Genomic DNA, 26,046 nt, shown 5'->3' on the forward strand with positions numbered 1-26,046 from the left:
ATCTCGGAATCTTTCTGGCTATTTTCAGGATCGTATCGGCAATATTTTCAACATCAAAAATCCTGCTTTCTCCGAGAGGCAGGATCAAGGATCTTTCAACGTCCCTTTCCATAATAAGAATGATGCCGCCAAAAAAACGAATATGGCGGGCTCGGCTCTGGCAGCACATATTGAAGCTTTCGCGCCGTTGGGATGAGGCGAAGCAATCCAGAGATGTGGTCATATTCGATCAGGGCTACGTCCAGGCGATTGCGTCGCTGGCAATGTTCAATGGAACCGCAGACAAGGTCGCGCTCGCAAAGGCGCTCAGCCTCGCGCCCGCAGCCGATTTCACGCTCAGAGTTGTTGCGCCACGCGCGATCGTTGAGACACGCTTGCAACAGCGGATGGAGCATGAAGCGCCTGCGGAACGAATTTTCGAGGCAGATTTTGACACAAACATGCGCGCTTTTGGGGTGTTTCAAAGCATAAGCGAAATCCTTGTCGCGTCCGACCGAAAAATCATTCCGATCCAAACTCTCGACGATCAGTCCTCGTTAGAAGGCATTCAATGTGTCGAGCGGAAGATAGTCTCGAAAATTTTGCAAGCCGGAGGTGGACCTGCCGCCAAAGGCAGCCAAGATCATGAGACATTCGACGCCGACCCAAGCCAGGTCGACGATTGTAATCATGTGAAGACCGCACGAACCTCTGTGGCCTCTCTTGCCGCGGTGGATATAGTTTTGTCTCACAAGAAAGACATGGGCCGGAGTCTCGGTTACGCCAGCATCTTCGCTCTGATGATCTATATCGGCGGTGCTGGGTTGACCAGCTTGGCGCAGTTGTTGATTGCGCGCCTCGTCGGTTCCACCAGCTATGGCATCTATTCCTATGTCCTGGCCTGGACCTCCGTGCTCGGCTATCTTGCAACGCTTGGTTTCAATATTTCCCTACTGCGCTTCGTGTCCACCTACAGGGCAAACGGCCGGCTTGACCTGGCACATGGTGTAGTCAGATTCGCTCTGCAAAGATCGCTGGCGGCGGCGACACTGTTCGGCATGATCGGCGCCGCTCTGATCTTTTTCTTTTCAGATCCTTCCCACAAGGAACTTGAAATCAGCCAGCTCCTTGGCATGGCAGCGGTCCCCTTGGTCACCGCCTCCGCATTGGGCGCAGCACTTATTCGTGCCTTCGGCGGTGGTGTCTCAGCCCTTTTGCCGGAACGCATCGTGCGCGACGGCCTGTTGTTGATGTTGCTGGGAGTCGCGGCCTTTTCCGGATCATGGACCCTCGACGCACCCTTGGTGATGCAGGCGGTGCTGGCAAGTTCGGGCATCACGGTCGGACTGGTGTTCATCATGGTGGCAAAATTTCAGCCGCCCGGCTTGCGGCACACTCAACCCAGCGACGCATCGCAAGAGTGGTGGGCGGCGGTTCCACCAATCATGCTCATGGCCGGGCTCGATATTTTCATCAGTCGGGCCGGGGTTATGGTGCTGGGCTGGACAGGGCATATTCGAGACGCAGGAATCTTCGCCTTGGGACTGAACGTCGCGTTGCTTGTGAGTCTTGCCCTCGTGGCCGTCGGCGTGATGTTCTCGCCGGCAGCGGCTGCCCTTCATACCCGAGGCGATCGGAAGGGTCTGCAGCAGTTGTTTTCACGAGCCGCCTTACTTTCCGCTGCCGGCGCCATAGCGATGGCTATCCCGCTGGTTGTGATTGTTAAACCTCTCATGAACTGGTTCGGTGACGATTTCAGCACAGGAGCGCCCATCGCGCGAGTACTGATCCTCGGATATGTCTTTGTCGCGCTGTGCGGACCCCAGCTGAATCTCTTGACTATGACCGGAAACGAATGGGCAGCAGCAGCAGCCATGATCGTTGGCGCGACTGCCGGCATCATAGGCTGTGCGGCAGGAATCGAGCTTTACGGTCCGCTGGGCGCCGCAGTAGGCTTGGCGCTTGCGTTGGCCGTTTGGAACGTGGTTATGGCAATCTATATCAGCAAACGACTGAAGATCATGCCTGCGCTGATCTTTGCGCTAACGTCGTTCAGAGCAAGCGCAGTCGACGGCCGGCAACGGTATTGGTTCATGCGCTGATCGCGCGAGAGTATCGCCACCAACGGATTCGCCCCCATGATCATTGAGATCTTCGGACCGCCCGGATCTGGCAAGACAACGTTTGCTCACGAGCTTGCCCGGCGACTGCGCAGGGAAGGATACCACGCCGAGGTTGTCCTCAGTTACCAGCCTAGCACCAGAGAAGGAAGGTTCGATTTGGGAATCTTCCTGTTCATTTCCAGAATTATGGCTGCGGTATTTTCAACTTCAAAAATATTGCTTTCTCCGAGAGGAAGAATCAATCTTTCGACATCCCTTTCCATGATCAGAATTCTTCCGCCAAAAAAACGAATGTGGCGCGCCCGGCTCTGGCAATATATATTGAAGCTTTCGCGCTGCTGGGATCAAGCGAAGCAATCTAGAGACGTAATAATATTCGATCAGGGCTATGTGCAAGTGATTGGGTCCCTGGCAATGTTCAACGAAACGGCAGACAATGTCGCGCTTGCAAAGGCGCTCAGCCTAGCGCCAGTCGCCGATTTCACACTCCGAGTTGTGGTGCCACAAATGATCGTGGAGACACGCTTGCTGCAGCGGATGATGCATGAACCGCCTGCAGAGCGAATTTTCGAGGCAGATTTCGATACGAACATTCGCGCTTTTAGGGTGTTTCAAACCATAAATGACATTCTCGTGCAATCGAACCGAAAAATAATTCCAATCGAAACGCTCAGCAACCAATCATCGTTAGAGAGCATTCAGTCAGTCGAGCAGAAGATAATCTCGAAGATCTTGCAGACCGGAGGTGGACCTACGGCCAAACGCGGCCAAGGCCATGAAAGGCTCGACGCTGACGCAAGCGATATTGACCATCGCAGCGATCCGAAGTCCACCCGAGTCTCCGCGGCCTCCATCGCTCCAGCGGATATAGTTTTGCCTACAACGAAGACATGGGCCGGAGCCTTGGCTACGCCAGCATCTTCGCTCTTTTGATCTATATCGGTGGTGCGGGGTTGACCAGCTTGGGCGCAGTTGTTGATTGCGCTGTAGTCAGGGCTGCTCCGCAAAGATCGCTGGCGGCGGCGACACTGTTCGGCAAGATCCGCCGCTCTGACCTTTTTCTTTTCAGATCCTGCTCGCAAGGAACTTGAAATCAGTCAGATTCTTAGTGCAACTGTTGGCCCCCCAAGCGTCAGCGGCGGGGTCTCTATCGGGACAACAGGTTCAAACCGAATTCGAAGAGCAACCTACATGGAATAGTTCCAAATTCCGGTTGCCTGAATCCTGGTGGATGCCGGCGCCCGGATCCCGAAAAGCGCAAACCGGCTTTCAGGAAAGATCATGCTAAAATAGCAAGTTTAGAGTTCCATCCCGATTCTATCGGGATGGAACCTGCTCCAGGCGGCGGCCCTTACGGCAAGACCGAAATGCGCCCCAGAAGAGCCACCAGTTCCGCCTGACGTCTCGTTTCGGTCTTGGCGAATAGCGAGGCAAGCTGTGAGCGGATCGTGGTGCGGCTGAGGCGCCAACTGCGGGCGATCTCCAACGGCGCATCGCCCTGAGCCAAGCGCAACGCGAGGTGTGTTTCTGCGCTCGTCAAGCCAAACATCCTTTGCAGTGTCTGAGGATTTGGTCCCGACCTGTTCTCACGGTCCAGCAATGCCACGATGCTGGTTCCGTCAGGAGCGATAACGCCGTTCTCTTTCAGTATCACCGGCCTGTCGCCTCTGCTGCGGATCACCACCCAAGACAGTGAGCCCGGCAGGAAATGGGCCGGAACATTTGCGACCAGCCGCCTTAGAGCTATCGAAAGCTCGCTGGCTGTCTCAGCCGCTTCGCCCTGGCGCTCCAGCGTGGTTTGAGCTGATGCGTTCCATTCGATTACTTTTCTTTCGCGGTTCAGCACGAGATAGCCACAACCGATGCGATCAAGCATGCCGGTGATGGATTCCAGGCTGCGTCTCCTTGGTTCGTCGACCCCTGCGTCCGCTCGACCTGATGCACGCGCTGAAGGATAAGCATATGAGGGCCGCGCCATCTGCGCCTCAGCATTATACTTGGCGCCCATCGCAATGTATCGGTTGCCCGCAACAGCATCACTGTGTCTATCGATCAGAGTCATTTTTACAACCTCCCCAAGGTTCACTATCCCGAAACAAATTGTTCGGGATTTACAAACAGTCCTTTATGTATAGGGCTCACAAAAATGGGCCCTATCTAACTTAAAATTCGATATATTCTGAGGAGTTCTGACCAAGTCATGCTCCCCCCGCCCTGATAAAATGCGCGCTGTGATAGTGGTATGGCAATCCGGCAGTCGTACTAGGTTGTACGTTTTTTGCTCTAGTCTCGACGGCCTAGTTAAAAGGTTGTAGTCTATGCCGATGAACTCGCATTCTCGCCGGTGGAATTTGGACCCGTCAGCCAGATTGCTAACTCATATTGCCTCCGCATCGGTACTAGTCGCCACACTGATATTCGAAACAAAAGCGTCAGTATATATTGGGGAAGGCTCGAGTTTTCTGGAGTTCATTCCAGCTATTATTATCATTTCCTATCTTGAAGACCGCGCGCCCGCGCTTGCCGCGACGATCCTGATGGTGGCAGCCGGCCTATGGGCACGGGGTACCCTGCATGGTCAGATCTCCAGCGAAGATTGGGCGCGTGCCATCCTGCTTCTGGTTTCGGGCGGGGTGATTGCCATGACCTTCCATCGGCTGCGCCAGGACTTGCGTGAGCTGCTGGAAATCGCCGAGGCCAGGCTCTCCGCCGTCGAAGCAACCGAGAGCCGCTACCGTTGGGCCTTCGAACGTGCTGCCATGGGATTTGCAAACACCAACGAGGAAGGTGAGCTGCTGCAATCCAACAGACGTCTTTGTGAGATGACAGGTTACAAGGAGGAGGAGCTTGCCCATTTGCGGCTCAGGGCACTCGTCCATCCGGCCGACCGCGATGCTTTGGCGCAGTTGTTGGCGGGTCTGGGTAACGACACTGCTTCGTTCGCTTCGGAGGTCCGTCTGACACGAAAGGACGGTACGGCATTCTGGGCTCGGCTAACCCTGTCTTCGTCTGTGCCAGACGGGGTTCTCTCAGAGAGCATTTTCGTAGTGGTCGACGATATTTCGGAACGACGGGCTGCACACGAAGCGCTTCGGGCTCAGAAGGAGTGGCTGGATCTCGCTTTGTCTGCTGGACGCTTGGCCACGTGGCGGATCGACCTTAAAGACGGGATCGTCACCGGCTCGGGCACGTTCTGGGACATACTCGGCCTGCCCCCGGCCGCTAGCCGCCGCCTCGAGGACCTGACAGCCGTCATTCATCCGGCGGATTGGCCAAAGCTGTTGGCATCGAGAAAGCTCGCATCGGTCACGAACTACGACGTCGAGATTCGCGTCCGACGACCGGACGGACATATCCGCTGGGTTGCCTTACGCGGAAGGGAAGAGAAATACGATGATCGTCTGCAGCGGCTCGGAGTGGCCGCCGACCTGACTGAGCGACGACAGACCACACTGCTGCGCGCCGCGGCAAAGAAGCGGGAGCGCATTATGCTGGAACAACGCCACAGATTCAGCAACCTGTTCCCAGTGATCACGGCGCTCGTGAACATGGTCGATGTTCCCGAGAACAACGTCCGCAAATACAAGGAGACGCTTATCGACCGGATTCGTGCGCTCGAAGCAACGCATCTGCTGCTTTCACGCAACGGCAATGCGTCGGGGATGCTCCACGATCTCGTTGTCCAGGAGTTGCAGCCGTATATGGGAACACGCGACATATCGGTCAGCGGCCCTTCCGTCGTGATATCAGGCGGCGCCGCCGAGAGCTTTGCGATGATTGTCCACGAGCTGACGACCAATTCTTTGAAACATGGAGCGCTTGGCGATCCAAAAGGCCGGATCGAGGCAAATTGGACATTCGCATCGGAAGATGCGGGCAGTGACATCGTGTTCGACTGGGTGGAATCGGGGCGGCGGCGGACTTCAAGAGTTGTCCGTCATGGTTTCGGTTCCATGATAATCGGGGTGGATGGGGCGCCGCTTGTCGGTCACTCCCCCAAGCTGGAAATATCGGATCACGGGCTGCGATATTCGCTACGGCTGTCACGCAAGGAAATCGGCCCCTAACGCATAGGCCCAAAAATCAGAATCGATTTTGGAAAGCACGATGCGTAGGTTCAGGAGTTTTGTAGCGTCCTTTGCGTGTCCAAAAAGATGCGCGGCGCTCTAATTGATATTGTTGATATTGCTCGTAAGCCAGGTCTTCAGCATCACGGCAGCTTCGGTCCGATTGCGCACCCCAAGCTCACGCAGAACCGCAGCGGCATGGATTTTCGTCGTCGCTTCCGCGATTTCCAGATCGCGCGCAATTTCCTTGTTCGAGTACCCTTCCGCCATCAGCTTGAGGACTTCTTTTTGCCTCGAGGTCAGCCTGCCGAGATTACCACTGGTGGTACGTCGGTGTGGGATCTGCTCGGGGGGCGTAGGTGCGTGAGTTGCTTGCGCCGCACCCGGGCGTGAAAGAAGCGCAGGGACATAGATGCGGCCCGAGAGGATTTCGTTGACGGCCATGACGACCTCCTCGTCTCTTTGCGACTTTACGATATAGCCGTGAAGTCCGATCGAAAGAGCCGTCAGTATCTCCGAGCGTGAATCATTCCCGGAAACGATCGCAAATCGTGTATCGGGATAAGCCGACAGAATGCCGCTGAGCACTTCCTGATTGAACAATCCCGGCATGTTCAGGTCCAGGATCGCGAGATCAACGGACGCCTGTTCCGCCAGTAGACTGAGTACGGCATCGAAACACGACGCCTCAAATATCTCTACACCTGGAATGCCTGCGGTCAGTGCCAATCGCAGGCCACGACGATACAAGCCGTGATCGTCGGCGATGACGATTCGATACATTGAACTACCCCAACGAAACCTGGAATGATTGAACGGTGATGGCCTTAAAGTCGTGGCCGACCACTCGTCGATTCACCCAGTCAACACCCGCTGTGCCCCAACACCGCAAGCGTCAGATTGCTAATATAATCCTAAATAACGGGAAACGCTCCTCTTATTTTGAACCCTGCGAACGGAATCCGCTGACCTGTCGAATATCCGTTCTCAACCTCCAGACCCGTGTCCCAACAGCTCGCTTCAATGCCAACACCTCGCAACCGCCGGGTAGTCTAAGATCGTTCCGGCAATTGATGGATACTTGGCTCATTGCAAGCAGTCATTCGGGTTTTGCCGGTCTCATGGCCACAAGCTGATCGGCCAAGAACTAGTCGCTTAAGTGTGGTCCGAACCTGCCTCTGCGACAGCATGCCAGCCTTCATCGATCAGTACGGCCATTGAATACCAGAATGTCTGAATCGCTACCATTCGAATGCACGACGACATCCCCCCCGACGGCCACATACCATCCAGTTGCAAATATCCGGGTCAGGGTCGGCGGGAAGTCTCACCGGCTTTTAAGAGAACAAGAAACGCGACTTTCCGGATGCTGCGGCCGTGACGACAGCGCTCAGGCCGACTGAACATGGGAGGATTAGATGAAAGCAGTGATTCAATGTGGTGGAATGGGGACACGTCTTCGCCCCTTCACATCGGTCTTGCCGAAGCCGCTCATGCCGATTGGTGCCCGGCCGGTTCTCGAGATGCTTCTGAAATGGCTGCGACGCAACGGCATCCAAGAGGTCTACATCACAACCGGGTATCTCGGTCATCTGATCCGCACCGTATGCGGAGATGGCTCGCAGTGGAACCTGAAAATTCGATACACGCAAGAAATGGAGCCGCTCGGCACCATCGGACCGCTCTCGTTGATCAGAGATGAGCTGACGGAGCCATTCATAGTTCTCAACGGGGATGTCCTCACGGATCTAAGTCTCAGTCGATTTGTGGCAGCCCACCGCAAGCACACCGATCCGGTGACGATCGCCACAGCCTGCCGCCTGATCAAGATGGACTTCGGCGTCATCGATGAAGTCGACAATACGGTGCAGATCTTTCGTGAGAAGCCGACGCTTTCGCACCTGGTCAGCATGGGAATCTACTGCATGAACCCAGACGTTCTGCAGTTTATTCCATCTGGCATTCCCTTCGGGTTTGACGACCTGATGCTGCAGATGATGCAGAACGGTACAACCGTCCACGTGTACAAGCATGATGGTCTCTGGCTCGATATCGGGCGCGTCGACGATTTCCAGAACGCACAAGCCATTTCCTGGGAAGACCAATCGGCCTCGATCGAGGTCACTGCCACGGCCGCATGACGAGATCACGAAGCCGATCCCACAGTCTAACAGTCTAGGAGGTTACGATGCTCTTGGTCAGTGCCCCAATTTTGGGTGTACCGGAGAAGACAGCTTTGTCCAAGGTCATCGATAGCGGCTGGCTGACGATGGGAGAGCAGGTGAAAGCCTTTGAAGAGGCTTTTGCCAATATGCATGGTGCGCAGGATTGCGTCGCGGTCAGTTCTTGCACTGCAGCGCTTCATCTCATTCTACATGCACTCGGTATCGGACCAGGCGACGAAGTGCTGGTCCCGTCAATGACTTTCGTGGCGACCGCAAACGCGGTTCTCTACGTCGGTGCCACTCCGGTCTTTGTCGACATCGAGTCGGCCGACGTGCCGCTGATGTCGATCGTGGAGGCTGAAGCGCGATGCACGGCGCGTACCAAAGCGGTCATTCTCGTACATTTCGCCGGCTACCTCGCCAATCGGGAAGAATGGCAGAAGTTCGCCCGCGCCCGAGGGTTGCAGATCATCGAGGATGCCGCGCATGCGCCCGGCTTGAAGGAGGTGGGTACATTTGGTGCCGCGGCGGCCTTCAGCTTCTATGGCAACAAGAACATGACCACGGCGGAAGGTGGGGCTGTGATTGCCCGGGACCCCAAGCTGCTCGAGACAATCCGCCAGGCCCGTGGGCACGGCATGACCACCGGGACACATCAGAGGCTGAACAGTCGCACGCCGCAATATGATGTAACCATGCTCGGATTCAACTATCGCATGGATGAAATGCGCGCTGCGATCGGACTGGTCCAGCTGCAGAATTTGCAGGAATGGAATGAGATCAGGCGTATCCTGGTAATGCTTTACCGGCGCCTCATCGCAAAGCACTGCCCGGCCGTGACGGTCCCGTTCCACGAGCCGCGGACGTCGGCCTATCATATCATGCCTGTCCTTCTGCCGCGTTACGCTGACAGGCAAGACGTCATCGATGAATTGCGCAGGCAAGGAATACAAACGACCATCCACTATCCGCCGGTGCACCAGATGACGCTCTATCGGGAGCTTTTTCCCGGCACCCATTTGCCGCGGACAGAGGACTTTGCCCAGCGTGAGCTCACGGTGCCACTTCATCCCCAGATCACCGCGCCTGTGGTCGAGTCAGTGGCGGTCGCTCTTGCCGCTGCGGTCAACAACTGCGCGCAAGCAGGAACAGCAGCATGAATGCCTTGGACTTATCCATTCATCGACCTGTTGTCTCAAGCGCCGCCCATGGGTTTGCGAGACGAGCAATTGATCTCACCATCGCTACCGCAGCCGCCATAGTCTTCGCTCCGCTGATGCTGGTGATCGCTCTGGCACTCTTGCTGGAAGGCGGCCGGCCTATCTTCTTCGCACAGACCCGCGTCGGTGCCGGTGGGCGGCCATTCCGCATGTACAAGTTCCGCAAATTCGCCGTGCGATGCGATCCCAGTGGCTTGGCGCTGACCATGGCCGGCGACAGCCGCATGACGACAGTAGGGCGGTTTCTCGCCCTGACCAAGTTCGACGAGCTCCCGCAACTGTGGAATGTCTTCCGAGGCGAGATGGCTATCGTCGGACCGCGACCGGAGAGCCTTGTCTTCGCCGATTGTTTCCGCGGTGGCTTTGAGGCTGTTCTAAAATACAAGCCGGGCTTGTTGGGCCCGGCCCAGGTCCTCTTCCGGCATGAAGCCCATTTTTATCCGCGATCCGTGGATCCGCTGCTTTTCTATCGTGAGGTTCTGTTTCCTGCCAAGGCCAGGCTTGACCTCGCCTATTATCCGCAGCGCACGGTCACCTCTGACATCATCTGGATGGTGCGCGGCTTTCTGGCGGTCCTCGGCCTGGCCTCGTCGCCGCCGATCGGCCCGGTCTCGCCGCCGATCGGCATGTGAGAGCAGGTTGGCATCGCCGCGCTCTGTTGGATTTGCGAGGTCGCCGTATCACGTCATAGGGGGAACGCTTAGTCATGAAGTACAGGGGTAGGAAAGTTCTGGTCACGGGTGCTGATGGGTTCATCGGGTCCCATCTCACCGAAGCGCTCGTTCGAAGTGGGGCGGATGTCACGGCGCTGGCCCTTTACAATTCCTTCGACAGTCATGGTTGGCTCGATGATTTGCCGGCCACCATTCGAAGCCAGCTGAACCTCGTCCGCGGCGACGTCCGCGACAGTGCGTTCTTGAACCGGATCGTGCGCGGCCAGGCCGTTGTGTTTCATCTCGCCGCACTCATCGCGATTCCATATTCATACGCGGCCGCCCAGTCTTATGTGGAGACCAACATCCTGGGCACGGTGAACGTCCTCGAAGCGGCGCGCCAATGGGAGACAGAGCGTGTGGTGCACACCTCGACCAGCGAGGTCTATGGCACCGCACAGACCATGCCTATCCGCGAATCGCATCCGCTACAGGGCCAGTCACCATATTCGGCATCCAAGATCGGCGCGGACATGATGGCGGAGTCCTACGCCAGGTCGTTCGACGTCCCCGTGGTCATCATGCGGCCGTTCAATACTTACGGCCCACGTCAGAGTGAGCGGGCCATCGTGCCGACCGTCATACGGCAGGCCCTCGACAAAAATTGCCCGGCGATCATGGTCGGGGACACAAGCCCGATCCGCGACCTCACTTTTGTGGAAGACACGGCGGCGGCGTTCCTGACCGCAGGTTCGGCCGAACTCGAATTTGGCCATGCCTACAATGCCGGGAGCCAGCGCGCTGCGACGATCTCGGACGTATTGGATCTGGTGCTCGAGTTGACTGGTTCCAAAAAGCCGGTCCATCGCGACGAACGCCGCCTGCGGCCGCAGAATTCCGAGGTCCGTGCCTTGCTGGCCGATTCTTCACTCCTCGAAAGCAAGACTGGATGGCGAGCACAGACCAGCCTGCGCGACGGGTTGGAGCGAACCATCGGATGGTGGGAGGCGCGCCTCAGCGAAGGCCGCGTACGACACGAAATGGGCTATATGACATGACCTTTCACCCGCGTGCGTTGGCTCCGCTGTTGATTGCCGTGGGGATGTCGCTGGGTCTGTCCACGGCCGGAAGCCGGCAAAGCATCGAGCAGACACAATTTGCTGCGCCGGTGATGATGGATTTGCCCGATTATTTGCGCCCAGCGACGGATCCGGCGTTTGGGACCAGTTTCACGCGCATCACCAAGCCGGGAGTGCTTGGTAATGGGCTTGCATGCGAGAAGGAATATTGCACCCACCGGTATTCGAGTGCCCAAGCCTGGAATTCAGACCAGAGCCTTCTTGTCATCACCAACGGCTGTAGCGGCGGCATGTGCTTCTTGGACGGGCACACATACGCGCCGCTGTTCCGCCGCGCTCGATCGATTGAATGCGAATGGCACCCTCAAAAAGCCGATCTGATGATCTGCGTTCAGGGTCGGCAAGTGTCGACCTGGGCGCCACGGACCAATCGCGAAGACGTCTTGTTCGTTTCGACCGAATATCACGATTTCCACTTCGGGCCGGGCAAGGGCAATCCAAGCCGTGACGGGGACCGCATAGCGGTGCGCGCGGTGCGTGAGGATGGCGAGACGGTGGTCTTTGCCTACGATCTCAACCAGCGGCGGAAATTCCCGGACATCGATCTTGGGCATTTTGGCGGAACCAATGGTGCCTGCTCGATTTCTCCGCTCGGAACCAACATTCTATGTCTCCAGGAGATAGTAAGCGGCATCCTACAGGCCTTCATTTTCAGTGTCGAGGGCACTTTGCTCCAGAAATGGACGGAACATCATCGGCCCGGCCACGGCGACATGACAGTCGATGAAGACGGCAGCGAAGTCTATGTCGGCATCAGCAAGTCCGATCCGGACCAGTATCACGTGATCAAGCGAAGGCTATCCGACGGCAGGGTCACCCCACTTATGAAATACGGCGAAGCCATGCATGCATCCCTGCGTGCGCTGGACAGGCCCGGCTGGGTGTTCCTGACCTATGGCGGCGATCCGGATGAGGTGTCCGCCCGCCCGGACATGGCGCCATATGCACAGGAAGTGATCGCGCTGCGCATCGACGGCAGTGGTGAGATTCGACGCATCGCACAAACGAGAAGCACTCAGTTAGACTATCGAAGCGAAACTCATGCCTCGCCGTCGCCTGACGGCTCACAAGTAGTCTGGTCGAGCAACTGGGGCGTGCCCGGCGGTCCCGTCTACGACTTCGTCTCCCGTGTCGATTGGCCGGAAGAGCCGACGTTGAACCGGAAGGAGATTGTCACCAATGGTCTTCACTAATCGAATCTTTCTTGCCGCGCTTGGTATGCTGGCTGTCATGGATATGGCCGCCGCAGCGGAGACGCGGGTCGCATATCGACTGTCCGCCGGCGATACCGTCGAGATAGGAATTGCCTCCATACCGGAACGAACGCAACGTGCCGTGGTTCAAATGGACGGCACGATCGCGCTTCCCGAAGTCGGGATGGTGTCGGTCGGCGGCCTCACTCCGGCCGAATTGCAGACGCGGATGGAAACGATCTTGCCAACCAAGATATTCCACCAGCGTCTGCCTGACGGGCGAGAGCAAATGATCGTCATCAAGCCGAGCGACGTCACCGCCGTGATCGCAGACTATCGCCCGATCTACGTGACCGGCGACGTGCTCACCCCCGGACAGCAGGCCTACCGACCGCTCATGACCGTGCGGCAGGCGATTGCCGTGTCTGGCGGTTTCAGCCTTCTGCGGTCACGGGCAAACCAGGCTGGCCCAGATCCGGTGGATTTGCGGCGCGACTATGAATCGGCTTGGGGGGAGTACACCAGAGACTATTTTCATAGCGCCCGTCTGCGCGCCGAACTTCAGAACCAGGCGAATTTCGACATGAAGGCACCACAAGGGTCACCCTTGTCGGCCGCTTTCGTCTCGGCAATCGCCCAGGCTGAAGCAGAAGGGCTCAAGATCTCCCTGGACAACTTCCAGCAGGAACAAAGCTACCTCGAAAAAAGCGCCAAGGATGCTGCGGCTCAGATCGAGGTCCTGCTCAAGCGCGAGCAGGTCGAAGCCGATGCAGTGAAGGCGGACGAGGACGATCTGGCGCGAATAACGAAGGTATTTAAGGCAGGCAATTTGACCAACGATAGGCTCGCCGAGGTACGGCGCGGTGTGATTCTCTCTTCCAGCCGGGCGCTCGAAACGTCGGTCGAACTCATGAGAGCGCGACGCCAGCAGGATGATTTTGTCAGACAGCACGAACGCAACGGCAACCAGAGAAGAATTGGTCTTCTGACCGAACTGAAGGACACCAACGTGCGCCTTGCCGACATCACCGCCAGACTTCGCGCCGCCAGCCAGAAATTGCAGCCCACGGGGGCGTCCGCCCAGCCACTACCAGTCGCCGGCGAAACCATTCAGGCTCAGGTCACGATCATCCGCAAGGTCGGTGAGGAATGGCGTAAACAGCCGGCCGGAGAAGATACGGAGGTATCACCGGGTGACACGATAGAGGTAAGGTTCAGCAGCGGTGCCGAGAACGTAGCTGTCCAATAGAGCAATTCCAGGAAAAAGTGTGAAGCGGTTTTCGGTCCGGAATTGCGCAAAAACAAAGAGATAGAGCGGTTCGGCGTTTCCGTGAAACGATGAACCGCTCTAAACCGGCTGTACCTTGGTCCTGTCGGAATTGCCGCCTGCGTTACTGTCTGAAAGCTCTGGAAACCTGATCCGTAAAGGGTTTCAGCAAATAGGACCAGACACTGCGCTCGTCGGTGCTTATGTGAACTTCGGCGGGCATGCCGGGTTTGAGTATTTTCGCTTCCGTCAGGCAGGTCGCCGCATTTTCGACGTTGATGCGCGCCGAAAAGTACGAAAGCTGACGTTGCTGATCTTTAATCAGATCTGCAGAGATGCGGTTGACCGAGCCTTGGCAAACAGGTGTCGTCCCTGCGTCGAACGCCGGAAAGCGGATTGAAACCCGCTGCCCAGGACGTACGTCATCAATACGCTCTGGAGAAATGAGCGCATCCACGACCAGGTTGTCGGTATCGGGCACAATCATCATAAGCACTTCCCCGGGGGCAATCACGCCTCCGATGGTGTGGATCGAGGATTCTTGTACGGTTCCAGTCTGTGGGGCGCGGATATCTGTCCTGGCGAGTTCGTCTTCCGCCACTACCTTGCGCTCATTGAGCTCGGTCTGCTTGGCTTCCGTTTCGCGAAGTTCGCTCGTTACCTCGCTCCGCATTTGCTCGTCGAGCTGAAGCACCTGCAGGTCGGTCTCACTGATGCGAGCTTGGACCTCCGCGATTGCCGCGACGAGGCGTCCTGACTCGCCGCGAGTCCGGCTCTTCTCCAAGCTGACAGTGCTCAGCCTCTCCTTGGAGACCAACTTCTTCGCGTAGAGAGACTCGACGTCAGCAAGGTTCTGCGTCAGCAGATCCAGCGACTCATCCATTGCCGCCTGCTGTGCTTTGAGGCCATCGATCTGACGCTCCAATTGCTTCGAGCGGCTTTGCAATTGTGCCTTCTGGCCAGCCAACGCCGCAGCACGGCTTTCGAACACGGCGCGTTCGCCACGGACAAGTGCCGCCAGTTGCGGGTCGCCCATCTGGGCCCGAACGCTGGGTGGGAGTTGGATTTCCGGCAAGCCCTGCCGCTCGGCCTCCAGTCGCGCCAGACGAATGGTGGCGCGATCCAGATCCTCGCTGACTATCTGCAGGTTTGCTCGCGTCAACGTGTCGTTCAGCCTGACCAAGACGTCGCCGGCACGCACATGGTCCCCGTCCTGGGCGAAGATGCCGCCGACGGTGCCGCCGGTTTGATGCTGGACTTTCTTTATGTTGCTTTCGACCACCACGGTGGCGGGCGCAATCACCGCGCCGGCAATCTTGGTCAACCCCAGCCAGAGCCCTCCACCGAAGATCAACAGGACGGTGGTCGCCAGGCCGAGGAGCAGATTGGCCCTGATGCCATCCGGCTCTTCGGTTGGATTCGTCGGGATCAGTTCGCTTTCGCTACCGACCGCGGCATATGATGACACGGTCCCGGTAGAGCAATACTTCACATATGCCTGCCTGCCCCTTTCCACGGCGGAACGACAATGTGCGGCCAGACCCAAGAGCAGATTGGTCCGGATGCCATTCGGCTCTGGCTTTGCCCCAACCGATTGGCTTTCGCCACCGACCGCAGCATATGACGACGTGGTCATGTTAGGCACTAAGCAATACCTCACGCATGGCCGCTTGCACCTTGCTGCAGCGGGACGACAGTATTTGGCCGCGGGAAGGGCCGGATCACATTTGCCAGAACGTCTTCGCGCGAGCCAAAGGAATGGAGCATACCATTCGACAAGACGAGCACCTGATCGATGTTGACGAGAGCTGACGGACGATGCGCAACAACGATTGCGATGCCACCACGTTCGCGCACTGCCAGGATTGCCCCGGCTAGGGCAACGTCGCCGTCGGCATCCAGATTGGAATTTGGTTCGTCGAGAACGACAAGGAATGGATCGCCATAAAGCGCTCTGGCTAGCCCGACGAGCTGCCTCTGCCCAGCCGACAGGGCCGCTCCGCCTTCACCGATGCGCGTTTGGAAACCTTCCGGCAGCCGCATGATCATCTTGTCCACGCCAGCAGCCTTGGCGGCTGCCAGCACGCCTTTTGCGTCGCTCTTGCCGCCGAATCTTGAAATGTTGTCTGCGATCGTTCCATCGAACAGCTCAACGTCCTGCGGCAGGTAGCCGATATGAGTGCCGAGCAGCTCCGAATTCCATTGATCGAGCGCGGCGCCGTCCAACCTTACCGTTCCGCGAAGCGGCTTCCATGCCCCGACCAAAGCACGCACGAGCGTTGTCTTGCCAGAGCCGGTCGGGCCGACGATCGCCAACCCCGCGCCCCTCGATAAGCGAAAGCTTACATTGATGAGCGTTGGTCTCTGCAGACTTGGTGGCGCGACCGTCAGTTCCTCGACCGCAAGCTGTGTCTGTGGACGCGGCAGTTCCATAGGGTCTTTCTGGCTGCCGAAAGCATCCAGTGCTGCCGCCAGACCGGAATAGCTTCGGCGGGTAGCCAGAAACCCTCTCCAGTTTGCGATCGCCACATCGACCGGCGCCAATGAGCGGCCCAGCAATATGGACGATGCGATGATGACGCCGGGCGAAGCCTCGCCGCCGATCACGAGGTAGGCACCAAGCCCGAGCACGGACGATTGCAGGGCCATTCGGAGTGTTTTCGACAATGAACTCGCTGCGCCGACGACATCGGAGAGCTGTTCCTGGTTCTTGAGGTAAAGATGACTGATCTCATTCCAGCGCCGACCGAGCTGGGCTGAAAGGCCCATCGCCTGAACAACCTCCGCGTTGCGGCGGCCGGAATCGGCAAGAAGCCGCTGTGCCACGAGCGTTTCAGACGCACGCGCGGCGGGTTTGCGGGCAACGACTTCCGCGACGACCGTCAAAAGCACGACAGCAGCTGCGCCGATGGTTGCCAACACACCAAGCGAAGGGTGCAGCAGATAGATGACCACCATATAAAACGGTATCCAGGGAGCGTCGAAGACGACTGTCGGACCCAGTCCGGAAAGAAAGCCGCGCAACTGGTCCAGATCGCGAAGTGGCTGCACACGGTTCGCATCCTGCCCAGCGGTAAGCGGCAGGGAAAGCGAGGCAGCGAACGCCTTTTGCTGCAGATCTCTGTGCAGGCGGCTGCCGATGCGGACCAACAGGCGAAGCCTGACGAAGTCGAGGAGCCCATAGACCGCGTAGAGGCCCAGCATCCCGATCGTAAATCCGACGAGAGTCGGAATGCTCTGCGAAGGCAGCACACGATCGTAGATCTGGAGCATGTAGACGGAGCCGGTCAAGGCGAGAACGTTTATCACCGCCGAGAAAACCCCGACGCCGATCAATCCGTGCATTGAGCCGAACATGGCGGAACGTAGATCGGGCGAGCGCCCTTGCGTTGGCTTCATGATCTGCGATCTTTCGTGCGAAATTGCCGCGCGAACGTGTTTGTCCTGTCGATGATGGGTAAACCCTCTTGCATTGCGGGAAGCGGCTGCTTTCCGTTAGCTACTGAAACATTACGTTTTGCTTACGTATGTGCCTTTTGATTAAAATGAAGCAAAATCGTGACGCAGGACCGAGAATTCTGGAATTGGCTTTGCAAGGCTGGGGATAACCGGGGTGCGAAACCGGATATTCCCAATGATGAGACAATATTCCCAACCGCGCGACAGATGAGCCGTCCGTGATCACCCTTTGTTACATCATGTCGTCAAAGCCTATGGCGACGAGTGTTTTTCGATTTGCCCATCGAAAATTTTATGAATTTGAGATACACTTAACTGGGGCGCAATTGTCGGACGCCAGCGCCGGCAAAGTCAGGAAGGCGGGATTGTCGTGAGCGAAGAGATCAGTGTCGCCGATGCCTACAGCAAAGGCCGTACTAAATTCATGGGGCTGGAGTTGCTCATCGCGCCCGGTGCGCTCGTTCCCCGGCCGGAGACGGAGTTGCTCGGCACGACCGCTCTCGATGTTCTGAGTCAAATGAACCTGCCGGCGCCGCGCGTTATCGACATGTGCTGCGGGGCCGGCAATCTGGCATGCGCCATCGCGCACTACGCGCCCACCGCGCGTGTCTGGGCAAGCGACCTCACCGATGGATGCGTCGAAGTCGCGCGCCGCAACGTCGCTCATCACGGCATGGCGGATCGCGTGTCAGTGCTTCAGGGCGACTTGTTCAGTGCGTTCTCAGGCTTGGCGCTTGATGGCACGATCGACATGATCGTCTGCAACCCGCCTTACATTTCGGAAAAGCGGCTCGATGGCGACCGCGCGCATCTGACCGAACTCGAACCGCGTGAAGCGTTTGCAGCCGGCCCCTATGGCCTGAGCATCCATATGCGGGTGATCAAGGACGCACCGCGTTACTTGCGGTGCGGAGGCATCCTGCTCTTCGAGGTCGGCCTCGGACAGGACCGGCAGGTCATCAGCCTGCTGGAGCGTTCCAAGACCTACGAAACCATCCGCGCGGTTACGAACGAAGCCGGCGAGGGCAGGGTGGTTGTGGGACACACCACACTGCAAGCGTGAGCCATGCCCGGGCTGCGGCAGGCTCGGTTGCGCTGTCGGCGGCATACAGCTCCGCAGTTCTCGGCAATCAGTTCTTCTTGCGGAGGACGTATTGCGCAATTCCTTGAATGGAATCGAGGTTCTCCGGCAGGAGCTCGCTGTCTTCGACGGTGATACCGAAGGTCTCCTCGATAAAGCCGATAACCTCGAGTACCCCTGTCGAGTCGACGATGCCTTGATCGAGAAGGGACGTGTCGCTCTCCAGCGCATCCGCGTCGGCAATGTAGAAATTCGACGCCAGGAAAGCGCGAATCTGATCCCTGCAGGTTTCGGCCCTATCCTTGGTAGACAACATTGAATTCTCCTCCGATACAAAAGATGAATGCTGATCAATTTCATCCAGAAACCGCCTCATGACAGGGCTGTTTTTTTGAGTTTGCCCGTGTCTGTCATCGGTAGGCTGGGTACGATCACGATGGACTTCGGAACCATGAAGTTCTCCAACCGTCTCTGACATTCTTTCTGCAACTGCCTTTCGTCGATGATTCTTCCTTGCTCCATCACGACAAACGCCTTGACCGCTTGCCCGAGAAGCTCGTCCGGAACGCCGATGACCGCGGCTTCCCGTACGCCGGCGATATCCAACAGCGCGTTTTCCACCTCCTTCGGCGCTACTTTCTCTCCTCGCGATTTTATGATCTCGTCGCCGCGACCGATGAAGTAGAGGTATCCCTCCGTGTCCATTCGGCAGTAGTCGCCGGTATACAAGACCTGCTCACCCGGCAACGGGCCGGGTTTGAGTTTTCTGGCCGTGGCTTCCGGCTTGCCCCAATAGCCCTTCATCACCGTCGCTCCGCGGATGACGAGTTGGCCAACGACATCAGGGCCGACCGGCCTGTCATGCTCGTCGACAATCCACATTTCCGTGTTCGGGATGGCGACCCCGACGCTCAATGGCTTTCGCTCAAGGTCTTCCGGCGGCAGATAGGTGCAGCGCTTGCATTCGGTGAGGCCATACATTGAATAGATGCGCGCATCCGGAAACAGGTCCTGCAGCATGAGAATGTGCTTGAGCGGCAGGGCGGCCGCGGTGTTCGTGACGTAGCGAATGCTCGAAAAGTCATGATCTTTCAGCGACTTGAGATCCGAGAGTGCGGCGAAAATGGTCGGCACGCCGGGAAAACCTGTCACCCTCTCTTGTTTGATCAGCCCGAGGATCTGCGCCGGGAAGGCGAACGAGCGTTCAAGCACCAGCCGAGCGCCGGTGCGAAACGCCATGATCATCTGGTACAGGCCATAATCGAAGGCGAGAGGCAGGACGTTGAGGATCACCTCGTCTTCGCACAGCTCCAGGTATGAAGCGATCGAGGTGCACGCGGTTGTCATGTTCCTGTGCGTCAGCATCACGCCCTTGGGTTCACCTGTCGACCCGGACGTGTAGATGATGGCAGCGAGATCGATATCGATGCAGCGGCGCGCCGGCGGTGCGCTGCCGCCGGCGGCGACCGCGGTGTCCCAGCGCACGGCGTGCGGCAATCCCGTCAACTCCGGGTCGACGATCGGCCCGGAGACGATTACCCGGCGCAATGACGGGCAGTTGCGTGCCGGTTCGCTGAAGATCGAGTGCAGGTGCCTGTCCGTTATCAGTGCCGTCGGTCGGCAATCGTTGAGCAGATAATCAAGCTTGTCGCTTTTGGTGAGCGGATTGACGATGCACACAACGGCATTCGCCTTGAGCACCGCCCAAAAGGCGATGACCGTCTCGACGGTGTTGTCGGCGAAGATCATCACGCGATCGCCGCGTGCGACCCCAGCCGCGGCCAGATGTTGCGCGATGGCGTTGGAGCGCGCTTCGAGGTCGCCATAGGTGACACATTGCCCGCCGCACACCAGCGCCACCTTCTCACCGACCCGGCTGGCGGCGTGGGTGAGGTAGTCATGCAGCAGTGGTACGGCGCCATGCATCATGCCAGCACCCTTTCGCGATGCTCGTGGTCAACGTCGACGGTGAGGTCGACCCTGCGAGCTCCACCAGGACGACTTACGACAAACTGCTGGTGAAGGAGCTGGGTCGACAGCACGCCGACCAGCGCCATGTTGTCGGAGTTGGAGAGATCGCCGTCGCCCGCCCTGGCTCGACACTTGTCCAGCAGCCGCGTGACCGACTTCGGATCGAAAACGTTCGCCTCGCGTAGCGCCGTCTCCGAAAGCGCTTCGCGGACATAGGCCGGAGCATCGTCGGCGACGAAGCAAAGCGCATTGGGCGCCCGGTAAGGCTGCTTCTTGCGGGCCACGATTTCCGACGGCACGATCGGTTCCGCCACCCGCTTCAACACGTGCTTTTCGTCGAGGACGCGCAGCTTATAGGCCGCCGGAAGCGAATTCGCGAGCGTCACAAGTTCATCGTCCAGGAACGGGAAGCGCCCCTCGACGGAATGGGCCATGAGCATCCTGTCCCCTTGCGAGGAAAGCAGGTATCCCGACATCAGCGTCTGGATCTCGAGATACTGGTCCTGCGCGAGAGAGCCCCATCGCGAAAACTCCGCGGGCAAGCGGGCGATCAGCTCGGGCACGGCACTGCGGCGCTCGGACTCGGCACGCATGTCGGCGGAGAACAATCGCTTGATGGCGCTGGTGGTGCGCCAGCGTGTGTCATGCGCAAAGCCGGGCGTGTCATAGGCCTGGATATCGCGCCCGAAGAACTGGCGCGCCATTGCTTGCTGATGCACCGGCGAGCGGCTGAGATAGGGATAAAGGCGCTCCAGCAGCCGTGAGCGTCGCGTCGATGCGGGCTGGCGTCCCCAGAAACGGCGAACCTTGCCTTCGCGGAACAGGTCGTAGCCAGCGAACATTTCGTCAGCTCCTTCGCCGGTCAGTACGACCTTGATGCCGTGTTCTCGCACCAGCCTCGAGAGCAGGAACAGCGGCGCAGGCGCGGTCCTCAGGATTGGACGCTCGGTGTGGTAGATCACCTCAGGAAAGACCTCAGCGATGTCGCTGCGCGAAACCACCACCTCATGGTGCTCGCTCCCGGTCGCGCCGGCGACCAGGCGCTGGAAACGGGTCTCGTCATACTCGGCGTCGGCAAAACGCAGGGAGAAGGTCTGGAACCGTTCGCCGGCGTAGCGCCTTCCCAGCGCGGCAACCAGCGAACTGTCGAGCCCACCGGACAGATAGCAGCCGACCGGCACGTCGGCCTGCACGATCCTGAGCGCCGTCGCCGCCTCCAGGGCGCCGCGCACCTCGTCCACCGCGTCGTCGAGCGAGCCGGTGAATTCGTCACCGCGGGGACCGGAAATTTCGGGGTAGCAAGGCTTCCAGAAGGCCCGCTCGCGAACGGTGTCCCTGTCGTAAATGCGGACATGTCCCGGGGTGAGTTCGCTGATCCCCTGAAATACGCCTTGCGGCGGCACGACTGTCCAGAGTGTGAAAGTCTGATCGATGCCGGCTGGATCGAAGGCACGGGGTATATCCACGTCGGCCGCGAAAATGGCTTTCACTTCGCTGGCAAAGTAAAGGCGCCCCCCATGCTCGCAGAAATGCAAGGGGCAGATGCCAAACCGATCGCGCGACAACACGAGACGACCCGCCACAGAGTCCCAGATTGCGACCGCCCATTGCCCATTCATCCGCGCGAAGGCGGCCTCACCCCACGCGCGATAGGCATGGACGATGACCTCTGTGTCGCTATGGGTGCGGAAGCGGTGGCCGAGGGCGATCAACTTTTCACGCAGCTCGAGATAGTTGAAGATCTCGCCGTTGAAGACGATCCAAGTCGTGTCGCCTGTGTCGGCGAGCGGCTGCTGGCCGTTCGAAAGATCGACGACAGACAGGCGGGCATGCGCCAAACCCGCGCGTTTGTCCCGGTAAAGGCCGCGTTCGTCCGGACCGCGATGCGAGAGCGCACCCACCATGCGCATCAGCGCTTCGCGCGAAGGGGGCGCCGCGGCGCCGCTCAGCGACACGATTCCGGCGATACCGCACATCGGCTAGTCCTCGCCCACTGCAGCGGACAGCAAAGGCCGTGCGTGAAGATAGCGTGCGGCACGCCGTTTGCTGTCGATGTCCTTGAAGACTTTCTGAACCTGGGCTGCGGTAAGGCCGGCAGCTGCCGCGACCTCATCGGCAGAAATTCCATGGTTCAAGCCGTAGAGGCACAGATCCATCAGATGATAAGGCAGGGCGAAATAGAATTCCTCCTGACTCTGGGCCATGGAGAAGGTGTCCGTGGTCGGCGGCCGCCGCCGGATCTCTTCATCCACCCCAAGGTATTCAGCCAGCTGGTAGACCTGGGTCTTGTAGAGGTGGACGATCGGCATCAGATCGGCAATCCCGTCGCCCTGCTTGACGAAAAAGCCTTGGTCATGCTCCAGGCGGTTTGGCGTACCTGCCACAGCGTAGTTGAGGCGGTCCGCATGGTAGTACTCGGTCATTTTGCGCAGGCGTTGCTTGTAGTTGGTTGCAGCGACGATCTGCAGATAGGCAGCCGGCGACAGACGCACCGTATCGGTCTTGCCCTCGGGGTCCTGAACCGTGAGGCGCGTGATGTTGAGACCGTTGCTCTCGAGAACCGACGCGAGCACCAGCTTGCATTTCCAGCCGTCGCCATATTGGGGAACGACGGTCTGGATCGCTTCGATCTGCCGGCGATAGGCGCCGACGGCCTCAAGGGCCGGTGCTATGTCTTCCAGAATCGTATCGATGCCAAGCTGGGCTGCGACGCTGCGGCCAAGCCTTAGCGAATCGCCGGAGGAATGGCGCTCCGGCATGAATATCCCTAGGACTTTGTCTTTCCCGAACGCGCGTGCGCATAACGATGCGACAACGGAGCTGTCGATACCGCCGGAGAGGCCGACAACCACGCCACGACGTCGCAGTGTGCCAAAAACCTGCTCGCGCAGGATTTGAACGATGCGATCGACCTCCATGCGAGCATCGAGCACCAGCGCGCCCATGCTGAATTCTGAGATTATGTCGATGGTCTGTACTCCCGATTACGAACCTCGGTTGAAGAATAGGTTTGCTCCACCGCCTTCTCGATGAGCGGGCGGTTGATGACGAGATGGGGCTCTGTGACCATATCGAAGTGACTACCAACGACCGGAATCACATCCAGATGCGCGAAAGCGCCATCCCATCCTATGGCCAGAGGCATTTTGGGCCGAGCGCAGCGGAAGAGGGTTCCCGTGATCGGCAGCGTCCGTCTGGGTATCGCCAACCATTGGTAGAAGGCTCGTCCCCGCAACTGCCCCTGCAGTTCCAGTTTGGTTCTGAAGCTCGTCGCGTTGAACTCGTCCCGGGCGTAGCGATCGAGGATGCGGGCGAGCTGCCTCTCGAAGCCAGTTTTGACGGCGACTTTTGCAAGGAAGCGGCAAACCATCCGGTCAGCGGTCACTCGGTTGGTCCGGATCCGATCGAATGTGCGGGTAACCATCTCCCAATAGGTGCTGCGCTCGCCGAGGAGACTCGTGTCGAGGATTCCCAGGAACTTCACAGTTCGCCCCGCGGCCAGCAGACGCTCCGCAACCTCGAACGCGACGGCGCCGCCGAGCGAATGGCCGAGAAGTCGGACATGACCCGTGGGCTGGGCGCGGCGGATCTGTTCGACCGCGGAGTCGGCCATGTCGGCGACGGTGTTTTGTCCGCGCAATATCATAGCCAGGGTAGGGTACTTGATGGGGGTCACTCGTGCGATCTTGCTCATCGAGGATGCAAAGGTAGCAAAGCTCGGACCATAGCCAACGGACCCCGGGAGCAGAAAAAGAATAGGAGGATCGTACTTCTGCGCGCGCGCGCGCAGGTCGCCTGCCTGTACCGACACCACCGCCTTGACCATTTCGTCCACGCTCATCCCGACCGTGAAGCCCTCGAGGCTGAGTTCCTGCCCGATGGCGCTTTCTATTTCCATGACGCAAAGCAGCAGCTTCAGCGAATCTCCGCCGGCCTCATCCCAGCGTCCAGCAGCGACGCGCGTGTCGAGGATATTGCTCCACGCCTGCTGCACTATCCGATGGACGTTCAGTTCGCTTCCTGCATTGGGCAGCGGGGCCGGCGCGGTCTTTCTGGCTGAAAGATCCATTTCAGCAAGCGTCGCCATGTCGGCCTTCCCGCTCGGCAGGCGTGGAATCGCGTCTATCGTGTGCAGTCGCAAGGGATGCAGCACCGGCGGCAGCTTCGTCCTGACTAGCTGGCGAAGCTCATCCGCAAAGGCCGCACCTGGCGGGCGCCGAGGAACGGCGAATGCGACAAGCTCATTTGCCGCAGTCACGATTGCCACGGTATCCTCCACAGAAGGCGCACTACGCAACATCCGCTCGAGCTCGGCAGGCTCGATGCGTCGACCATTGATCTTTATCTGGCGCCCCTTGCGGCCGACGATCCGCAGCAGGCCATGACTGTCAAGTTGGACGAGGTCACCCGTCGCGAAGATCCGAAGATCCGGGTCATCCGGGTCCGATGCCACCGGCACGACGGCGCCGTTCTCCCAATGGCCAAGCAGGACATACGGGCTTCTTATCATGAGCTCTCCGATCTTACCCGGCTGAACGCGGCGCCCCTTTTCGTCGACAATCGCGAACGTGATTCCTGGGAGCAGCCAGCCAACCGGAACCGAGGCGCCTTGCTGCGGCCAGTCTTGCGGCAAGAACCATTGCGAGCCGGTGGTCTCGGTTGACGAGTAACCGATCTGGATCAGGCAAGTGCTCGAAACGGTTTTGCGCAGCAGGGCGATATCGGCCCATGACACCTTCTCCCCCCCGATCCGGGCCACTCTGAGCGAGCGGAAGGCGTCAGCTGGTTTGTCTGCCATGAGTGCCCGAAGCAACGCCGGCACCAGATAGGTGACCGTCACGCCGTCGGATTCCGCTAGGCGCTGGACCGCGCGCAAGCCAACGACGCCCACCTCGATCAGATGCAAGGTCGCACCGGTGAGAAGGGCGGCGAGAACCTCCCGGCAACCGGCGATCGTGGCAGGCCCGGTCAAGGGCAGGAAAACATCGTCCGAATTGATGTGGCATGCGTCGACATATTGCTGAACCCGCAAAAGCAGGCTGCGCTGGCTGTTGACGATGCCTTTGGGATGGCCGGTGCTGCCTGAAGTATAGAGCACGACCGCGGGCGCGTCGACCGAGACGGAACAAGACTGGGGTATCGGCTGGACTTGCGGCGTGATGCTAGTGGTCGCATCGATCCAGTGGATATCCTGAGCCAAACCGACAGCACGACCATCGCCGTCGCCTATAACCGCTGAAAGCCGCGCCGCAACGACAATATCCTTGGATCGCGACTCGGGATCTCTCGCGTTGAGTGGCACGGAAGGTCGCCCAATCGCCATGCTCGCCAGCATGGCTACAGGATACCAGGCCGAGTTGGCCTGAAGGATCCCGATCGCCTGTCCGTTGGGAACGACGGCCGCAATTCGGTGGGACAGCATCTCGACGGCTTGGAAAAGCTGGGAATACGTCAAACGAGTGGTGCCGTCGCTGATCGCGAGCTTGTCGGGATATTGGCTGGTGATGCTCCTCAGATGGTCGAAGACGGTAACATTTGCAAAATCGACACCCATCCGTTGATAAGGGCGCAGGACAGGACCGCCCTGATCAAGTGCGTATTCCGGGACGTTTGACCACCTACGGGAGTCCGCTGGCTGACAATCCGCCCGTAGATCCAGACGCGCCTTTTCTGATCCCAAATATGCCGGAGACATGAGCTGCCCACGCTAAGATTAAGGTCACTTATCG

At 58.7% G+C, this 26,046-nt stretch carries 20 protein-coding genes; 11 read left to right on the forward strand and 9 right to left on the reverse strand.

Features of this window, described 5'->3' with window-relative positions; all coding sequences use genetic code 11:
* From E5W87_RS36055 to E5W87_RS10910, 3 genes are all read left to right on the forward strand, one after another.
* Window positions 1-196: hypothetical protein (locus E5W87_RS36055; RefSeq protein ID WP_367118813.1), on the forward strand; the 196-nt coding region annotated here is incomplete at its 5' end.
* A complete protein-coding gene (locus E5W87_RS10905) occupies window positions 171-2,081 on the forward strand; it encodes a lipopolysaccharide biosynthesis protein (protein ID WP_367118814.1) in 1,911 nt (636 codons plus the stop codon). The genes E5W87_RS36055 and E5W87_RS10905, both read left to right, overlap by 26 nt.
* A gap of 36 nt (window positions 2,082-2,117) precedes the next feature.
* Window positions 2,118-3,035, forward strand: a complete 918-nt coding sequence (locus tag E5W87_RS10910) for an AAA family ATPase (RefSeq protein ID WP_292396863.1) — start codon at window positions 2,118-2,120, stop codon at window positions 3,033-3,035.
* 418 nt (window positions 3,036-3,453) lie between these two features.
* On the opposite strand, the gene E5W87_RS10915 is transcribed toward E5W87_RS10910, so the two are convergent.
* The gene (locus E5W87_RS10915; RefSeq protein WP_292396867.1) at window positions 3,454-4,164 is read right to left on the reverse strand and encodes a helix-turn-helix transcriptional regulator; all 711 of its coding nucleotides are present in this window, start codon (window positions 4,162-4,164) and stop codon (window positions 3,454-3,456) included.
* A gap of 256 nt (window positions 4,165-4,420) precedes the next feature.
* Between E5W87_RS10915 and E5W87_RS10920 the strand changes: the two genes are divergently transcribed.
* A complete protein-coding gene (locus E5W87_RS10920) occupies window positions 4,421-6,169 on the forward strand; it encodes a PAS domain S-box protein (RefSeq protein WP_367118815.1) in 1,749 nt (582 codons plus the stop codon).
* Window positions 6,170-6,268: 99 nt separating this feature from the next.
* On the opposite strand, the gene E5W87_RS10925 is transcribed toward E5W87_RS10920, so the two are convergent.
* Complete coding sequence (locus tag E5W87_RS10925) at window positions 6,269-6,952, reverse strand: response regulator transcription factor (RefSeq protein WP_126106514.1); 684 nt, start codon at window positions 6,950-6,952, stop codon at window positions 6,269-6,271.
* A gap of 635 nt (window positions 6,953-7,587) precedes the next feature.
* Here E5W87_RS10925 and E5W87_RS10930 point away from each other — a divergent pair.
* The 6 genes from E5W87_RS10930 (at window position 7,588) to E5W87_RS10955 (ending at window position 13,788) form a co-directional block, all read left to right on the forward strand.
* Window positions 7,588-8,310: a sugar phosphate nucleotidyltransferase gene (locus tag E5W87_RS10930; protein ID WP_029352700.1), complete on the forward strand. Its 723-nt coding sequence runs from the start codon at window positions 7,588-7,590 to the stop codon at window positions 8,308-8,310.
* 47 nt (window positions 8,311-8,357) lie between these two features.
* Window positions 8,358-9,494 carry a DegT/DnrJ/EryC1/StrS family aminotransferase gene (locus E5W87_RS10935; RefSeq protein ID WP_367118816.1) on the forward strand — a complete coding sequence of 379 codons (1,137 nt, stop codon included), beginning with the start codon at window positions 8,358-8,360 and terminating at the stop codon, window positions 9,492-9,494.
* Window positions 9,491-10,186 carry a sugar transferase gene (locus E5W87_RS10940; protein ID WP_292396872.1) on the forward strand — a complete coding sequence of 232 codons (696 nt, stop codon included), beginning with the start codon at window positions 9,491-9,493 and terminating at the stop codon, window positions 10,184-10,186. The genes E5W87_RS10935 and E5W87_RS10940 overlap by 4 nt, the downstream gene beginning before the upstream one ends.
* A 74-nt stretch (window positions 10,187-10,260) precedes the next feature.
* The gene (locus E5W87_RS10945) at window positions 10,261-11,265 is read left to right on the forward strand and encodes an SDR family NAD(P)-dependent oxidoreductase (protein ID WP_292396874.1); all 1,005 of its coding nucleotides are present in this window, start codon (window positions 10,261-10,263) and stop codon (window positions 11,263-11,265) included.
* Window positions 11,262-12,539 carry a hypothetical protein gene (locus E5W87_RS10950; protein WP_292396876.1) on the forward strand — a complete coding sequence of 426 codons (1,278 nt, stop codon included), beginning with the start codon at window positions 11,262-11,264 and terminating at the stop codon, window positions 12,537-12,539. Before E5W87_RS10945 ends, E5W87_RS10950 begins: the two co-directional genes overlap by 4 nt.
* Complete coding sequence (locus tag E5W87_RS10955; RefSeq protein ID WP_292396878.1) at window positions 12,526-13,788, forward strand: polysaccharide biosynthesis/export family protein; 1,263 nt, start codon at window positions 12,526-12,528, stop codon at window positions 13,786-13,788. The genes E5W87_RS10950 and E5W87_RS10955 overlap by 14 nt, the downstream gene beginning before the upstream one ends.
* Before the next feature lie 142 nt (window positions 13,789-13,930).
* Here the strand turns inward: E5W87_RS10955 and E5W87_RS10960 are convergent, their stop codons facing one another.
* Together E5W87_RS10960 and E5W87_RS10965 are read right to left on the reverse strand one after the other, a co-directional pair.
* Window positions 13,931-15,442: an HlyD family type I secretion periplasmic adaptor subunit gene (locus tag E5W87_RS10960; RefSeq protein ID WP_292396880.1), complete on the reverse strand. Its 1,512-nt coding sequence runs from the start codon at window positions 15,440-15,442 to the stop codon at window positions 13,931-13,933.
* Window positions 15,443-15,462: 20 nt separating this feature from the next.
* Window positions 15,463-17,205, reverse strand: coding sequence for a type I secretion system permease/ATPase (locus E5W87_RS10965; RefSeq protein WP_292396882.1), 1,743 nt, complete (start codon window positions 17,203-17,205; stop codon window positions 15,463-15,465).
* A 430-nt stretch (window positions 17,206-17,635) separates the two neighbouring features.
* Between E5W87_RS10965 and E5W87_RS10970 the strand changes: the two genes are divergently transcribed.
* Window positions 17,636-18,328, forward strand: coding sequence for a class I SAM-dependent methyltransferase (locus E5W87_RS10970; protein WP_292396884.1), 693 nt, complete (start codon window positions 17,636-17,638; stop codon window positions 18,326-18,328).
* Window positions 18,329-18,395: 67 nt separating this feature from the next.
* On the opposite strand, the gene E5W87_RS10975 is transcribed toward E5W87_RS10970, so the two are convergent.
* The 5 genes from E5W87_RS10975 to E5W87_RS10995 are packed head-to-tail and all read right to left on the reverse strand — an operon-like array spanning window position 18,396 to window position 25,871.
* Window positions 18,396-18,662: an acyl carrier protein gene (locus tag E5W87_RS10975; RefSeq protein ID WP_095485198.1), complete on the reverse strand. Its 267-nt coding sequence runs from the start codon at window positions 18,660-18,662 to the stop codon at window positions 18,396-18,398.
* A 56-nt stretch (window positions 18,663-18,718) separates the two neighbouring features.
* Window positions 18,719-20,275: a class I adenylate-forming enzyme family protein gene (locus E5W87_RS10980; RefSeq protein ID WP_292396886.1), complete on the reverse strand. Its 1,557-nt coding sequence runs from the start codon at window positions 20,273-20,275 to the stop codon at window positions 18,719-18,721.
* Window positions 20,272-22,293: an asparagine synthase (glutamine-hydrolyzing) gene (asnB, locus tag E5W87_RS10985; protein ID WP_292396888.1), complete on the reverse strand. Its 2,022-nt coding sequence runs from the start codon at window positions 22,291-22,293 to the stop codon at window positions 20,272-20,274. The genes E5W87_RS10980 and asnB overlap by 4 nt, the downstream gene beginning before the upstream one ends.
* A gap of 3 nt (window positions 22,294-22,296) precedes the next feature.
* Window positions 22,297-23,262: an NAD(+) synthase gene (gene nadE / locus E5W87_RS10990; protein ID WP_292396890.1), complete on the reverse strand. Its 966-nt coding sequence runs from the start codon at window positions 23,260-23,262 to the stop codon at window positions 22,297-22,299.
* Window positions 23,263-23,276: 14 nt separating this feature from the next.
* Window positions 23,277-25,871: an AMP-binding protein gene (locus E5W87_RS10995; RefSeq protein ID WP_292396892.1), complete on the reverse strand. Its 2,595-nt coding sequence runs from the start codon at window positions 25,869-25,871 to the stop codon at window positions 23,277-23,279.
* Window positions 25,872-26,046: the final 175 nt, after the last annotated feature.

Origin of the sequence: Mesorhizobium sp. (assembly GCF_004962925.1) — a bacterium.
GTDB lineage: Bacteria > Pseudomonadota > Alphaproteobacteria > Rhizobiales > Rhizobiaceae > Mesorhizobium.